15 protein-coding genes are annotated in these 14,087 nt (G+C 71.5%); 1 reads left to right on the forward strand and 14 read right to left on the reverse strand.

The window, feature by feature from the left end; translation table 11 throughout:
- Positions 1 to 6: 6 nt before the first annotated feature.
- The 14 genes from ACZ6N8_RS19185 to ACZ6N8_RS19250 all read right to left on the reverse strand — a co-directional run bounded on the left by ACZ6N8_RS19185 (position 7) and on the right by ACZ6N8_RS19250 (position 13,138).
- Positions 7 to 843: an MBL fold metallo-hydrolase gene (locus ACZ6N8_RS19185; RefSeq protein ID WP_466011575.1), complete on the reverse strand. Its 837-nt coding sequence runs from the start codon at positions 841 to 843 to the stop codon at positions 7 to 9.
- Between the two features lie 28 nt (positions 844 to 871).
- Complete coding sequence (locus ACZ6N8_RS19190; RefSeq protein WP_466011577.1) at positions 872 to 2,857, reverse strand: acyl-CoA dehydrogenase family protein; 1,986 nt, start codon at positions 2,855 to 2,857, stop codon at positions 872 to 874.
- Positions 2,858 to 3,011: 154 nt separating this feature from the next.
- A complete protein-coding gene (locus tag ACZ6N8_RS19195) occupies positions 3,012 to 3,428 on the reverse strand; it encodes a RidA family protein (protein ID WP_466011579.1) in 417 nt (138 codons plus the stop codon).
- On the reverse strand, positions 3,425 to 4,138 hold the full coding sequence (locus tag ACZ6N8_RS19200; protein ID WP_466011581.1) for a 2-keto-4-pentenoate hydratase: 714 nt from the start codon (positions 4,136 to 4,138) through the stop codon (positions 3,425 to 3,427). The genes ACZ6N8_RS19195 and ACZ6N8_RS19200 overlap by 4 nt, the downstream gene beginning before the upstream one ends.
- Positions 4,135 to 5,157 carry a 4-hydroxy-2-oxovalerate aldolase gene (gene dmpG / locus ACZ6N8_RS19205; protein ID WP_466011583.1) on the reverse strand — a complete coding sequence of 341 codons (1,023 nt, stop codon included), beginning with the start codon at positions 5,155 to 5,157 and terminating at the stop codon, positions 4,135 to 4,137. Before dmpG ends, ACZ6N8_RS19200 begins: the two co-directional genes overlap by 4 nt.
- The gene (locus ACZ6N8_RS19210) at positions 5,154 to 6,065 is read right to left on the reverse strand and encodes an acetaldehyde dehydrogenase (acetylating) (protein ID WP_466011585.1); all 912 of its coding nucleotides are present in this window, start codon (positions 6,063 to 6,065) and stop codon (positions 5,154 to 5,156) included. Before ACZ6N8_RS19210 ends, dmpG begins: the two co-directional genes overlap by 4 nt.
- A complete protein-coding gene (locus ACZ6N8_RS19215) occupies positions 6,062 to 6,856 on the reverse strand; it encodes a 2-keto-4-pentenoate hydratase (protein WP_466011586.1) in 795 nt (264 codons plus the stop codon). Before ACZ6N8_RS19215 ends, ACZ6N8_RS19210 begins: the two co-directional genes overlap by 4 nt.
- The gene (locus ACZ6N8_RS19220) at positions 6,853 to 8,331 is read right to left on the reverse strand and encodes a 2-hydroxymuconic semialdehyde dehydrogenase (RefSeq protein ID WP_466011779.1); all 1,479 of its coding nucleotides are present in this window, start codon (positions 8,329 to 8,331) and stop codon (positions 6,853 to 6,855) included. The genes ACZ6N8_RS19215 and ACZ6N8_RS19220 overlap by 4 nt, the downstream gene beginning before the upstream one ends.
- Positions 8,332 to 8,389: 58 nt before the next feature.
- A complete protein-coding gene (locus ACZ6N8_RS19225) occupies positions 8,390 to 8,638 on the reverse strand; it encodes a EutN/CcmL family microcompartment protein (RefSeq protein WP_466011588.1) in 249 nt (82 codons plus the stop codon).
- On the reverse strand, positions 8,638 to 8,964 hold the full coding sequence (locus ACZ6N8_RS19230) for a BMC domain-containing protein (protein WP_466011590.1): 327 nt from the start codon (positions 8,962 to 8,964) through the stop codon (positions 8,638 to 8,640). Before ACZ6N8_RS19230 ends, ACZ6N8_RS19225 begins: the two co-directional genes overlap by 1 nt.
- A gap of 20 nt (positions 8,965 to 8,984) precedes the next feature.
- On the reverse strand, positions 8,985 to 9,275 hold the full coding sequence (locus ACZ6N8_RS19235) for a BMC domain-containing protein (protein ID WP_354824231.1): 291 nt from the start codon (positions 9,273 to 9,275) through the stop codon (positions 8,985 to 8,987).
- A 20-nt stretch (positions 9,276 to 9,295) separates the two neighbouring features.
- Entirely contained in the window at positions 9,296 to 10,123 is an 828-nt protein-coding gene (locus ACZ6N8_RS19240; RefSeq protein WP_466011592.1) for a DODA-type extradiol aromatic ring-opening family dioxygenase, read from the reverse strand.
- Complete coding sequence (locus ACZ6N8_RS19245; protein WP_466011594.1) at positions 10,116 to 11,102, reverse strand: DODA-type extradiol aromatic ring-opening family dioxygenase; 987 nt, start codon at positions 11,100 to 11,102, stop codon at positions 10,116 to 10,118. The genes ACZ6N8_RS19240 and ACZ6N8_RS19245 overlap by 8 nt, the downstream gene beginning before the upstream one ends.
- Complete coding sequence (locus ACZ6N8_RS19250; RefSeq protein ID WP_466011596.1) at positions 11,099 to 13,138, reverse strand: hydantoinase B/oxoprolinase family protein; 2,040 nt, start codon at positions 13,136 to 13,138, stop codon at positions 11,099 to 11,101. The genes ACZ6N8_RS19245 and ACZ6N8_RS19250 overlap by 4 nt, the downstream gene beginning before the upstream one ends.
- 121 nt (positions 13,139 to 13,259) lie before the next feature.
- On the opposite strand from ACZ6N8_RS19250, the gene ACZ6N8_RS19255 reads away from it, so the two are divergent.
- On the forward strand, positions 13,260 to 14,087 hold the full coding sequence (locus ACZ6N8_RS19255; protein WP_466011597.1) for an IclR family transcriptional regulator: 828 nt from the start codon (positions 13,260 to 13,262) through the stop codon (positions 14,085 to 14,087).

A 14,087-nucleotide genomic window follows, 5' to 3' on the forward strand; every position in this document is an offset into this window, starting at 1 on the left:
GCCGTGCTAGCGCTGCTGCTTCGCCTGCTTCGCGGCACCCCAGAGCGAGCCGGGGTTGACCCGTCGCGGATGCCTGTCGAGCATCGCGCGGTACAACTCGTCGGCGGTCGCGGTGTCGGCGTCGAGCTCGTCGAACTCGCGGAGGTAGGCGGCCGTCTCGGCGAGGATCCGTGGGTCGTCGGGCCGGTCGGGGTTCTTGTGCCCGGCCACCACGGCGGCCGGGTCGAGTCCACCGAGCCGGTCGAGCGTCGCCGCCCACTCCCGACGTGTCGCGGCGGTGGTCTCCGACAGGTACGGATGGGTGTCGTTGTAGGCGACGTCACCCGCCACGACCAGCCGCAGGCCCGGCACCCAGACGACAGTGCTTCCCGCCGTGTCGCTGAAGCCGGCCTGGAGAACCTCCAGCCGCTCCCCTTCGAGTTCGAGGTGGTCGTCGCCGAGCGGTTCGGGGATCGCCAGCCGGGCCGGGATCTGGCCGGGGAACAGGCGCTGCCAGAACGAGCTCACCATCTCGGGCCCCGTCTGGACCCGCGCCGCCGCCACCGTCGCCTCGGTTGCCACGGCGCGCACGCCGGGGAACGCCTGCGCCAACTGGCTCAGGCCGAAGAGGTGGTCGCCGTGGCCGTGGGTGACGTAGACGTGGGTCAGCCGGCGCCCGAACGACCGCACCCAGTTGATCAGCTGCTCGTTCTGTTCCACGGTGACGAACGTGTCGACGAGCACCGCGTCCTCGTCTCCCATCAGGAGCGTGGCGGTGTTGGTGACCCAGAAGAGGTCCTGGGGGCCGTACGGCAGGTCCCGGGTCAGGCTCGGCCTGCGTACGTGGTGAACGGCGTAGCGCATCACAACTCCGTCCTGTCCGCGAACTGCCTCACGCCGCCGCGGCGCGTGTCTGCTCGTCGTCGGCGGCCATGGTGTCCTGCCGCAGGGGTTCCTCGCGCAGGATCGCGGCGTGCAGCCACGGATCCGGGATGGCGAAACCGTCGACGAGGGTGCGCATGTGCGGGCGTAGCTCCTTGAGCAGAGCGTTGACCACGCCCGTGATGGCCTTGGAACGGGCCGGTGTCAGACGGCCGTGCTCCAGGAACCAGCCCTTGTGGGCCTCGATGACGCTCAGCGCGTACAGGTCACAGACCCGGGACAGCAGCGCCCGGACCGCCGGGTCGGCGGTGTCCTCGATGCCGGCGACGAACGCCTCGAGGGTGATCCGGTCGATGTGCGCGGCGGCCAGGGTCAGGACGTGGTCCTGGACGTCGTTGAAGATGTCGAAGGGGCGGTCCTTCTTCGTGGTCGCGCCGCCCCGCAGGCGGCGGACCGCGCCGTCCAGGAGGTGCCTCTCGCGGTCCTCGAAGGCCTTGAGCTGCCAGCCGCGGTCGGTGACGGCGACCTCCTCGTCGCGACCGGGCACGGCGCTGATCAGCCGCTCGATGAGCGACCGCGCGGCGGTGCGTTCGAGCACCATCTCGCGGACCTGCTCGGCGACGAAGGAGGCGCGCCCCCAGCCGTCCAGCGAGCCGAACTCGTCCCGGTGGCCGGTGAGCAGCCCCTTGGCGACCAGCTGCAACAGCACCGTGTTGTCGCCCTCGAAGGTGGTGAAGACGTCGGTGTCGGCCTTGAGGCTGGGCAGCCGGTTCTCGGCCAGGTAGCCGGCGCCGCCGCACGCCTCGCGGCACATCTGGATGGTGCGTGTCGCGTGCCAGGTCTGCGCGGCCTTGAGACCTGCGGCCCGGGACTCCAGCTCCCGCTGCCGGTGTTCGTCGACCGGCCCGTCGCCGCCCTGCACCTCGCTGAGCGCGGCGACCAGCTCGGTCTGGGCGAAGTGCAGCGCGTACGTGGTGGCCAGCGCGGGCAGCAGCTTGCGCTGGTGGGCCAGATAGTCGTTGAGCAGCACCTCGCGCTCCGCGTCGGGCGTGCCGAACTGGCGCCGGATGTCGCCGTAGCGCACCGCGATGGTCAGCGCCGACTTCGTGGCCGCCGACGCGGCGCCGCCCACGCTCACCCGGCCGCGGACCAGGGTGCCGAGCATGGTGAAGAAGCGCCGGGAGTCGTTCTCGACCGGGCTGGCGTACGTCCCGTCCTCGGCGACCTGACCGTAACGGTCCAGCAGCATGTCCCTCGGCACCTGCACGTGGTCGAAGGTGAGCCGCCCGTTGTCCACGCCGAGCAGGCCGGCCTTGGGCCCGGCGTCGCCGATGCTCACGCCGGGCATCGGGTTGCCCTGCGCGTCGCGGATCGGCACCAACCACGCGTGTACGCCGTGCCGCTCACCGTTCGTGATCAGCTGCGCGAAGACGACAGCCATCCGTCCGTCGCGGGCGGCGTTGCCGATGTAGTCCTTGCGGGCCGCCTCGTGCGGGGTGTGCAGGTCGAAGGTCTGCGTCTGCGGGTCGTACGTGCAGGTGGTGCGCAGCTGCTGGACATCCGAGCCGTGCCCGGTCTCGGTCATGGCGAAACAGCCGAAGATCTTGCCCGAGACGATGTCCCGGAGGTACGCGTCGTGGTGCCGGCGGGTGCCCAGGGCCGCGACCGCGCCGCCGAACAGGCCCCACTGCACGCCCGCCTTGACCATCAGCGACAGGTCGACCTGCGCCAACATCTCGCTGGCGATGATCGAGCCACCGATGTCGGAGCTGCCGCCGTACTCGGCGGGGAAGGCGGACGCCATTCCCAGCTCGGCGGGGAGTTCGCCGAGCAGTCGGGTGATCCGCTCGCGTGCCTGGTCACCGGTCTCGCCGTACACCGGGAGGAAGCGCTCGTCGAGGTGCTCCCGGTGCGCGTTGCGCACCTTGGCCCACGGTCCGTCGAGTACGTCCTGAAGGCCTGCGAGATCGATACGGTCAGACGCGTGATCGGGCATGGTCACCCCTCCGGATGGCGGACATTTGGGTGCAGTCTGGACCCGATCAACAGTACGGCCCCCAACCGTGGTCCTGTCGGGCAGACCGCGGTGAAACGGGACACCATCGCCGCCCGTCCCCGGTCCGTCGGTGCGGGGCGGCCGGCCGGGGACGTCACCCGAGCGGCAGCACCGCGACCCCCTGCATCTCGATCAGCAGGTACGGGTGGGGCAGTTGGTGCACGGCCACGGTGGTGCGCGTCGGCCCCGTCTCGTCGAAGAACTCGCCGTACACGGCGTTGTAGCCACCGAAGTCGTTCATGCTGACCAGGTACGTGGTGACCTGCACCAGATCGGACAGGTCCGCGCCGACGTCGCGCAGGATGTCGCGCATGTTCTCGATCACGGCGCGGGTCTGCACGGCGATGTCCAGCGACGCGGTGCCCAGCGCGTCCACAGTCGCACCGGCGATCGTGTTGTCGGGGCGGCGGCTGCTCGTACCGGAGACGAAGACCAAACCGCCCGCGACCTTGACATGCGGGAACCGGCCGCGCGGGACGGCCTTGCCGGTGACGGTCCGGGCCCCGCTCATGCCGACGCCCGCAGCGACGCCGTGCCGATCTGCTCGACGGTGACCCGCACGTGCGCGCCCGGCGTCAGCGGCACAGCGGCGGTCGCCGCGCCAGCCAGCAGCACCCAGCCGTCCCGCAGTTCCCCGGCGAGACGGGCCGCCTCGGGCAGGGCGCGACGCGGGTCGCCGAGTATCGCCGCCGTCGAGCCGACCTGCGCGACCCGGCCGTCGACCTCCAGCAGTACGCCGAGGTTGTCGACACCGTCCGGCACCGGCCGCCACGGCCCGACGACGAAGCCCGACGCGGACGTGTTGTCGGCGATCACCTCCGGCAGGGTGAACCGGAAGTCCAGGTAGCGGGAGTCGATGAGTTCGATGGCGGGAGCGACCGCGACGATCGCACCGCCCTCGACGAGGAACGCGACCTCCGGCTCGACCTTCGGATGGATGCGCTCGGACAGGCTCACCGTGCCGCCGTCCGGTACGTGCATGGCGTCGGTGAGCCGGCCCCAGATCACCTCGTCGACGCCCATCTGTGCCATCTTGGCGCGGCTGGTCAGGCCCAGCTTGAGCCCGACCACCGTCTCGCCGCGGTCCAGCCGCCGCGCCACCAGGGCCTCCTGCACCGAGTACGCGGTGGCCACGTCGAGGCCGGCGTCGGCCCCGAACTGCGCCACCGCCGTCCGCGACACGGCGGCCTCGTCGAGACGGCCGGCGAGGGTGTCGATCACTGGATGTCCTTCCCGGCGTCCCGGACCAGGTCCAGCGCCACGTCGACGATCATGTCCTCCTGGCCGCCCACCATCCGGCGGCGGCCCAGCTCCAGCAGAATCGTGCGCACGTCCACCCCGTAACGGTCGGCCGCGCTCTCGGCGTGCCGCAGGAACGACGAGTAGACCCCGGCGAAGCCCAGCGACAGCGTCTCCCGGTCCACCCGTACCGGCCGGTCCTGCAACGGGCGCACCAGGTCCTCGGCGGCGTCCATCAGCGCGAACACGTCACAGCCGTGCGGCCAGCCGTTCAGCTCGGCCACCGCGACGAACACCTCGAGCGGCGCGTTGCCCGCCCCGGCACCCATCCCGGCCAGGGAGGCGTCCACCCGGCGCACCCCGTGCTCGACCGCGACGAGACTGTTCGCCACCCCGAGCGACAGGTTGTGGTGCGCGTGGATGCCGATCTCCGTCCCGGGGTCGAGCACCTGCCGGTACGCGTCCGCCCGCTGCGCCACGTCCGTCATGGTGAGCCGGCCACCGGAGTCGGTGATGTAGACGCAGTGCGCCCCGTACGACTCCATGAGTTTCGCCTGCCGCGCCAGGGTGACCGGGTCGGCCATGTGCGACATCATCAGGAACCCGGCGACGTCCATGCCGTTCTCCCGGGCCCACGCGATGTGCTGAGCGGAGATGTCCGCCTCGGTGCAGTGCGTCGCCACCCGCACGCTCGTGACGCCGAGATCGCGGGCGGCCCGAAGATCGGCGATCGTGCCGATGCCGGGCAGCAGCAGCGTCGTCAGCTTCGCGCGGGTCAGCACCGACGCGGCCGCGCTGATCCAGTCGGCGTCGGTCGCCGCGCCGTGGCCGTAGTTGACGCTGGACCCGGCGAGGCCGTCGCCGTGCGCCACCTCGATCGCCGCCACCCCTGCGGCGTCCAGCGCCGCCGCGATCTCGGTGACCTGACCGACCGTGTAACGGTGCCCGATGGCGTGCATGCCGTCGCGCAGTGTGACGTCCTGGATGTAGAGGTCGGTCACGACGAGACCATCCGTTCGGCGGTGCGCAGCGCGGCGCTGGTCATGATGTCGAGGTTGCCGGCGTACGCGGGCAGGTAGTGACCGGCACCGGAAACCTCCAGGAACACGGAGACCTGCACGCCGGAGAAGTGCCCGCCGAGCGCCGGCACGTGCGCGTCGACCTCGGTGAACTGCACCTCCTGCTTGAGCCGGTAACCGGGCACGTACTGCCGCACCGCGGCCGCCATCGCCTCCACCGACGCGGCGATCGCCGCCCGGTCGGCGTCCGCGTCCGGGCACAGGCAGTAGACGGTGTCGCGCATCAGCAACGGCGGCTCCGCCGGGTTCAGTACGATCACCGCCTTTCCGCGGCCGGCCCCGCCGACCACCTCGATGGCGCGGGCCGTCGTCTCGGTGAACTCGTCGATGTTGGCGCGGGTGCCGGGCCCCGCCGAGCGGGAGGCGATCGAGGCCACGATCTCGCCGTACGCCACGGGCGTGACCGCCGCGACGGCCGCGACGATCGGCACGGTCGCCTGCCCGCCGCAGGTGACCATGTTGACGTTGCGCTCACCCAGGTGGGCGTCGAGGTTCACCGGGGGTACGACGTACGGGCCGATCGCGGCCGGTGTCAGGTCGACCACCCGCGTGCCGTGCCGGCGCAGCACCGCGTCGTTGTGCCGGTGCGCGCCCGCGCTCGTCGCGTCGAAGACGATGCCGACGTCCGCGAACTCCGGCATCGCGACGAGCCCGTCGACACCCCCCGCGGTGGTGGCCACGCCGAGCCGGCGGGCCCGGGCCAGGCCGTCGGAGTTCGGATCGATGCCGGCCATCGCCACCATCCGCAGCGACTCCGACAGCCGCAACACTTTGATCATCAGGTCGGTGCCGATGTTGCCGGAACCGATCACCGCCACGCCGGTGCTCATGCGTCGCCCTTCGAGAAGCAGGCCCGGACGCTGCCCAGGCCGGAGATCCGGGCCTCGTACGCGGCGCCCGGGGTGACCGCCACCATCGGCCCGAGCGCGCCGGACAACACGGTGTCCCCGGCGCGCAGCGGACGACCGTTCGCGGCGAGCGTCGCCGCCAGCCAGGCGACGGCGTGCAGCGGGTTGCCGAGGCAGGCCGCCCCCGCCCCGACGGAGACCGGCTCGCCGGCGTGCTCCAGCACGGCCCCACACAGCCGCAGGTCGACGTCGCGCACCCGGCGCGGGGTGGTGCCGAGCACGTACCGGCCGCTGGACGCGTTGTCCGCAACCGTGTCCACGATGGAGATGTCCCAGCCGGCGATCCTCGAATCGACGATCTCGATGGCGGGCAGCAGGTGATCGGTGGCCCGCACCACGTCGGCGACGGTGACCTGCTCGTCGGGGATGTCGCGCCCGAGGACGAACGCGACCTCCGCCTCGACGCGCGGTTGCAGCAGGTTTCGCGGGTCGATCTCGGCGCCGTCGGGGACGGCCATGTCGCCGAAGAGGACGCCGAAGTCGGGCTGGAAGACACCGAACGACTCCTGCACCACCCGCGACGTCAGACCCACCTTCGCCCCGACCAGCCGGCGGCCCCCGGCGAGCCAGGATTCGACCTGCGCCTGCTGCACGGCGTACGCGGCAGTCAGGTCCCCGGCCGGCAGCAGGTCGTCGCGCAGCGGCTTGCGGGCGACCCCTGTGGCGTACGCGTCCCGCAGTGCAGCGGCCGCGCCGTCGATGTCGGCGCTCATCCGAGGTCCACGCAGACGTTCGTGAGTTCGGAGTAGAAGTGCAGCGAGTGCACGCCGCCCTCACGGCCCACGCCGGACGCCTTCACCCCACCGAACGGGGTGCGCAGGTCCCGCAGGAACCACGTGTTCACCCACACCAGGCCGGCGTCGAGTCGCGCCCCGGCCCGGTGCGCGCGGCCCACGTCACGGGTCCACACGGTGGCGGCCAGGCCGTACTCGCTGTCGTTGGCAAGCGCGAACGCCTCGTCCTCCTCGTCGAAGGGCGCGATGTGGCAGACCGGTCCGAAGATCTCCTCGCGGACCGTGCGGGCGTCCTGCCCGAGCCCGGTCAGGACCGTGGGCTGCACGTACGCGCCGCCGTCGCGGTCGTCGCCGAACGCGGGCACGCCGCCGCCGGCGAGCACCGTGGCACCCTCGGTGCGGGCCAGGTCGTAGTGGCCGAGCACCTTCTCCCGGTGTTTGCCGGAGATCAGGGGCATCGTCATCGTCGCGGCCTCCGACGGCCAGCCGTACGCCAGCTCCCCGGCACGCTTGGCCAGCCGGGCCGCGAACTCGTCGAATACCGGCCGCTGTACGTACAGCCGCTCGGTGCACAGGCACACCTGGCCGCCGTTGGTGAAGCTGGACCGCACGGAGCCTTCGACTGCCGCGTCCAGGTCGGCGTCGGCGAAGACCAGCCCGGCGTTCTTGCCGCCCAACTCGAAGGAGACGGCCTTCACGCCGTCCGCGGCGGAGCGCATGATGGCCGAGCCGGTCGCGGATTCGCCGGTGAAGGTGATCGCGTCCACGCCTGGGTGGCGGGTGAGCAACTCGCCCGCCGAACCGGGGCCGAAGCCGTGCACCAGGTTGAACACGCCGTCGGGCACACCGGCCGCGGCCATCACCTCGGCCAGAACGGTCGCCGACGACGGTGTCTCCTCGCTGGGCTTGACGACCACCGCGTTGCCGCACGCCAGCGCGGGCGCCACCTTCCAGGTCAGCAACAGCAGCGGCAGGTTCCACGGGACGATGATCGCCACCACGCCTACCGGCTTGCGGACCGCGTAGTTCAGCGCCCGCCCGCCACCCGCCGTGACAGTCGTGAAGGACTCCGTCGGAGTGGACGTGATGATGTCGGCGAACGCCCGGAAGTTCGCGGCACCGCGCGGGATGTCCAGCGTGCGGGCCTGCGTCACCGACTTTCCGGTGTCCGCGACCTCGGCGGCGACGAGGTCGTCGAAGCGGCGCTCCAACTCGTCGGCGACGCGGCGGAGCACGACGGCCCGCTCGCCCTCGCCCATCGCGCCCCACGGCCCGCGCAGCGCGGCCCGGGCGGCGTCCACGGCGGCATCCACGGTGGACGCGTCGGCTTCGGCGACGTGCAGGATCGTCTCGCCGGTCACCGGTGACACCTTCGCGAACGGGGTGCCGCCGGTGACGAATTCGCCGCCGACGTAGTTCGGCAGCAGCAGATCTCCGCTCGGGCGGCCGTCGATCAGGCCGCTCGGCCAGCGGGTGGTACGCCCGGATGTCATGGGCAACGCCTCTCGGTCCCTATCGTTTGGTCGCGGAGTCGGCGACGAGCGCCACGACGGCCGCGTCAGCCGTCGGCTCGCCCGTGGCCGCGGCGGCCGCCTCGTCGGTGGCGACCAGCACGACGGTGCCGACGCCCACGTTCAGCGGGTCGATCGCGACGAGGTCGGGTCCGTCGCCGCGGGGCCGGACCAGCACCAGCCGGCGGCCCTGCAGCGACGGCAGGATCTTGTCCGGCCAGACTTTCGCGACGACCTCACCGAGGAGCATCAGCCCTCTCCCCGCATGCTCGCCATGACCTCGCGGATCCGGGCGGCCTCCGGATCCTCCAGCAGCGCGGCCGTGGTGGGGTGCGGCTTGGGGTAGACCTGCGAGCTGCGCAGGTCGCCGTGCGCCCGGACGGCGGCCTCGCCCGCGGCGACGGCCTGCCGGACGGCAGCGAGGCTGCCCTGCACGGCGACGGCCAGGTAGCCGCTGGTCACCCGCTCCACCGCGACGCAACGGACGTCCGCAGTTTTGATCATGGCTTCGATTCCGGCGGACAGGGCCACGACGCCCCGGGTCTCGACGATGCCGATGGCGATGTCAGAAGGCATGTTCTGTTCTCCTTACCGGATCAGTTGCCGACGAGGCGGGGGTCCACGGCGAGCGCCGACACCGCGTCGCAGGGGCTGGCGAAGACGATTGAGTGCACCGTTCGGCTCTTGGCCTTGGCGGTTGCCTCGCCGATGTCGACGGCCTCCTCGACGGTGGCCAGGTCGCCGCGCAGCGCGACGGCGACGATGCCGCCGCCCAGACGGACGACGCGGGTCACCTCGACCTCGGTGGCCTTCACCATCGCGTCGACCGCGTCGAAGATGGCGGTGTAGCCCTCGGCCTCGACGAAGCCGGCAGCCATGTTCCGCATGAGTTCTCCTTCTCCAGTGTTCAGGGCAAATTCCAGGACAGGACGGCGCCGCCGGTGCCCCAGAGCGGTCCGTACGCGTGCAACTGCGCCGGACCGGCAGCCGCCCCGGCGCCGGCGGCGAACGCCAGCGCGCGGAACTGGCTGTCGGCCTGCGCCTGGCGGGCGAAGTCCTCACGGATCTTCAGCACCTCGTCGACCTTGCCGGCGGTCAGCAGGTCCAGCACCCGCCGGTTCCAGCGGTCGTGCGCGGGGTCGCCGATGTGGTCCTCGTGCGGCTCGATCCACTGCTGGATCAGGCCTGACGACATGCCGGTGACCACGACGACGGCGGCGCGTACGCCAGCCTCGCGGGCCGCGGCGGCGCCCGCCGCGCCGACGTCGGCGAGCGTCTGCGCATCGGCGTAGAGGTTGCACGACACCTGCGACCAGCGAAGCTCGCGGTCCGGGTCGAGCAGCGCCGAGGTGATGATGGTGCCGGTGTCGATCGGGAACCCGTCGTAGCGGGTACGCCGGGCCTGCATGCCGCCCTTCTGCACGTGATCGGCCCACCGCTCGGTGAACGGCACGTCGAAGCGCAGGTCGTAGCGGAGCAGGCCGTAGTCGTAGGCGTACCAGTTCTCGTCGACGTGCTCGCCGCGCGGGTTCGGGTCGCACTGGAACTGGTGGCCCAGGACGGTGAACCACTGCGTGGACAGCAGCAGCACCACGTCGGGCTTGAGGCGGCGCAGCCGGTCGCCGACGTCGCGGGCGGCGCCGGCCAGGTCGGCCCAGCACTGGGCGGGCTTCTCCGCCAGCAGGTGCGGCATGCCGGGCAGCAGCGCACCGGCGACGATCCCGGTGTCAGCCACGGTGTCCTCCCTTGGGGGTCCACTCGACTACCGCGTTGCCGGTGCCGATGATCGTGCCGTAGCCCAGGACGTCACCGGGCACCTTCGGCCAGCCCATCGCGGCCAGCATCCACGTGAGGCTGCCCGCCTTGGTCTCCGACGAGGTCGCCTCGATGTGTTCGCTGATCAGCTCCCGCAGCGGCGCGGTCGGGCCGCGGCGCATCGCCTCCAGCAACTTCATGTCCCAGCGGTACTGGTGGTTGTTGTACGGGTGCTCGCGCTCCATGTCCTCCGGCAGGTCCGGCTCCTCGTGCCAGTGCAGGTGCGACAGCGAGTTGGAGGCCAGCAGCACGGCGCGGCGCCCGGTGCGCTCGACGGCCCGGCGGGTCGCCTCACCCAGCACCTCCATCTCCTCCAGCGACGCGTCGGAGTAGAAGTACGGGTTGTTGTTTGCCGACAGCGACACCACCGGGATGTCCCAGGCCGGGTTGACCAGGTGCAGCGCGCCGATGGTGGCGTAGTCCACACGTACCCGTGGGTCGCGCAGTTTGCGGGTGACCAGGCCCAGGTCGCTGGCCTCGTCGGCGATGGCCTCACCCAGCTCCACGTCGGAGCGGAAGTCGTAGGAGTAGCGGAACAGGTGCGGGAAGATCGGCTCGACGGAGACGCCACGCGGGTTGGGCACGCAGTTCACGTGGTGGCCGACCATCGTGATCCAGTGCGGGGCGTGCACGATCAGCACGTCCGGGCGGTGCACCTCGCGGATGCGCTGCCGCAGCCGCTCGTACGCCCAGCGCAGCACCTCCCACCCACCGGTGGAGCGTGGCTCGTTCTGCGGCGGGTTCTCGGCGTAGATCAGGTGTGGTGGATGCGGGCTGAGCACACCCGCGACGATGCCGGCGCGGGCGGACGGCACCTCCGGCAGCCGGTCCGCGCTGTCGGTGCGGTGGGCACCGCCCGTGCGGGCGGGCGCCACGGGAACCCGGAAGACTCTGCTCATGCCTGTCCCTCCCCGGTCGTGCCCCGGTCGGCCAGCACCCGCACGAACGTGCGCTCGTCGGGTTCGGCGCCGAGGATCTGCAGCCCGTCGTCGTCGAGGGCCAGTTGGTCGTCGGCCAGGCCGGCGTCGTGCCGGACCCAGGCCCGCAGGGGTGCGGGGTGCGCGCCGTGGATCTCCACGAGGGCGCCCTCGGCCAGGCCGGTGCCGGGGGCCACGTAGGCGAGCCGCTGCCGGCCGCGCTCCCCGGCGTACGGCCTGCGGTCGCTCGTGGTGACGCGCAGCCACCGCCGCTCCCCGCGCATCTCCCGCCGGGCCGCCGCGGTCGCGGCGGTGTCGACGCGGCCGTCGTCGTCGAGCCGCAGGCCGTAGCGGCGCTCGGCCTCGGCGGCGCTGAGGTATCCCTGCGCGACGTCGTCGGCGACGTCTGCGGGTTCCCGGTCGAGCGGGTCACCCCAGCCTCCACCGCCCGCGGACTCCATGACGAGGACGTCACCGGCGCGCATCGGGAAGCCGGCGACCTTGCCGGGGGTCTCGAAGTCGACACGCTCGCCGCTCGCGCGGACCACGAACGTGACGGTGGGGGCACCGGGGCCGCCGTGGTGCAGACCGTACGGCGGCACAGTGGTGCGGTCGGTCTGTACGGAGTAGGCGCCGGTGCTGGCGAGCAGTCGGGTTTCGCGTCGGCTGCCGAGTCCGCCTCGGCGTACTCCGTCGCCGCACGAGCCGAGGCGCAGCTCGGACGCGTCGACGAGGATGGGGATCTCGGTCTCCAGCCGTTCGACGGACTGGATTGTGGAGATGTCCCCGAGGTCGACGGGGTTCATCGCGCTCGGCCCGTCGGATTCGAGGAACCCGCCGTTGCCGCCGGCCGGGTAGTCGTAGTACAGGTAGGGCCGGCCGGTGCGCTGGTCCACGCCACCGATGAGGTTCTGGAAGGTGGTTCCGAACTGGTCGGCCGCGATGAGGTCTGGCGCGACCTGGCTCAGCGCGGCCATGACGGCGGAGATGACGCGCTTGCGCACCTCGCTGTGGGCGTTGGCGGGCGCCGGATAGGCGACGTGTACGACGGTGCCCGGCTCGGTGTGCACCCGCAGCGGACGGAAGGCGCCGTGGTTGACCAGGCCGCCGGGGTCGAGCGCGCTCTTGACGGCGATGAAGACGCCAGCGACGGTCATGGCATGCGACGAGTTGACGACTGCCGCGACCTGTGTGGACGATCCGCGGAAGTCGGCGTCGATCTCGTCGCCGTCGACAGTGAGCACGCAGCGCACCAGCGCGGGGTCGTACCGACCGTCGGTGTAGAGGTCGAGGTAGTCCTCGTAGCGGTAGACGCCGTCGGGCAACTCGCGGATGCGGTCGCGCAGCCGCTGCTCCGTGCGGTCCATGTTGGCGGCGACGCTGTCGAGCAGGAGTTCGGCACCGTAGCGTCCGACGAGTTCGCGCAGTCGCCGCTCGGCGGTGTGGCAGGCGGCGATGCAGCTCTCCAGGTCGCCGCGCCGTTCGTCGGCCATCCGCACGTTGGCGAAGAGGATGGCGTACGCGGCGGCGTTGGGGCGCCCCTGCTCGATCAGTTTGATCGGCGGGATGCGCAGGCCCTCCTGGAGGATCTCGGTGGCCTGCCCGGAGACGCTGCCGGGGGTCATCCCGCCGATGTCGGCCCAGTGCATGCGCACACAGGGGAAGAGGAACAGTTCGCCGTCGACGAAGACCGGGGTGATCAGGGTGACGTCGTTGAGGTGGCTGCCGCCCCGGTACGGGTCGTTGACGATGTACAGGTCGCCGGGGCGCATCTCGTCGGCGAAGTCCGCGAAGATCTCGGCGACGGAGGCCGGCATGGCGATGACGTGCCCGGGCATGTCGCGCCCCTGGGCGACCATCTGGCCCTTGGGGTCGAACAGTGCGCAGGAGAAGTCCTGCGCGTCGGCGATGACGGGGGAGTGCGCGGTGCGGAAGATCGTCTGGCGCATCTCGCGCACGATCGAGATCAGACCCTCGGTGACGATCTCGAGGTCGATCGGGTTCAACGTCTTGGTCATGCGACGCCTCATGTGTTCCGGCTCGTTGTGCCGAGCGGTTCGGCCTTGACCTCACGTGGACCATAATGTGGTCCGTGGTTTATATTGTGAAACACTATCAACCGAGAAAGTGGGAAGCAAGATGTCGCAGGCCGCAGAACCCTCTTCAGCTGCGGAGGAACCCGTCACCCGGGAGTCCGGCACCCAGGCGCTCGACCGCGCCCTCAGCGTGCTGCTGGCCTTCCGCGGCGGCAGCGTCGAACGCAAGGTGAGCGACGTCAGCCGTGAACTCGGGCTGCACAAGTCGACAGCCAGCCGGCTGTTCCGGGCCCTCGCCGACACCGGCTTCCTGCAACGCAACGACGAGACCGGCGCCTACCGGCTCGGCGTCACCGTCTTCGAGCTGGGCGCCTGTTTCCTCGCCGGGCTCGACATGCACGCCCTGGCCCGGCCGTTGCTGCACCAACTCGCCCAGGACGAGGGCGAGTCGGTGAACCTGTCCATCCGCGACGGCTCGGACGCCCTGTCGATCTACATCGAGCACGGCACGCGCAACGTGCAGCTCGTCTCCCGCCTCGGCCGACGCATCCCCCTGTGGTGCAGCGCGGCCGGCAAGGCCCTGCTGGTCGACCTCGACGACGAGCAGATCCGGGCCATGTTCGCCGGCACCCGGTTCACGCCGCTGACCCGGAACACCATCACCGACCTCGACACGTTCGCCAAGCGGATGCACCAGGTCCGTGAGCAGGGGTGGGCACTCAACGACGAGGAGAGCGAGGAGGGCCTGCGCGTCGTCGCCGCGCCCGTACGCGACCGGCTCGGCCACGTCACCGCCGCGATCAGCGTCTCGGGGCCGATCTTCCGCCTCGACGAGGCCCGCGTCGCCGAGCTGGCCGCCGCCGCCGTCCGCACCGCTGACGAACTGTCGCGTCAGATGGGCCACGGCGTCGGCGCGATCTGGGGGGACTGA

This window comes from Micromonospora sp. NPDC047521, assembly GCF_055587305.1.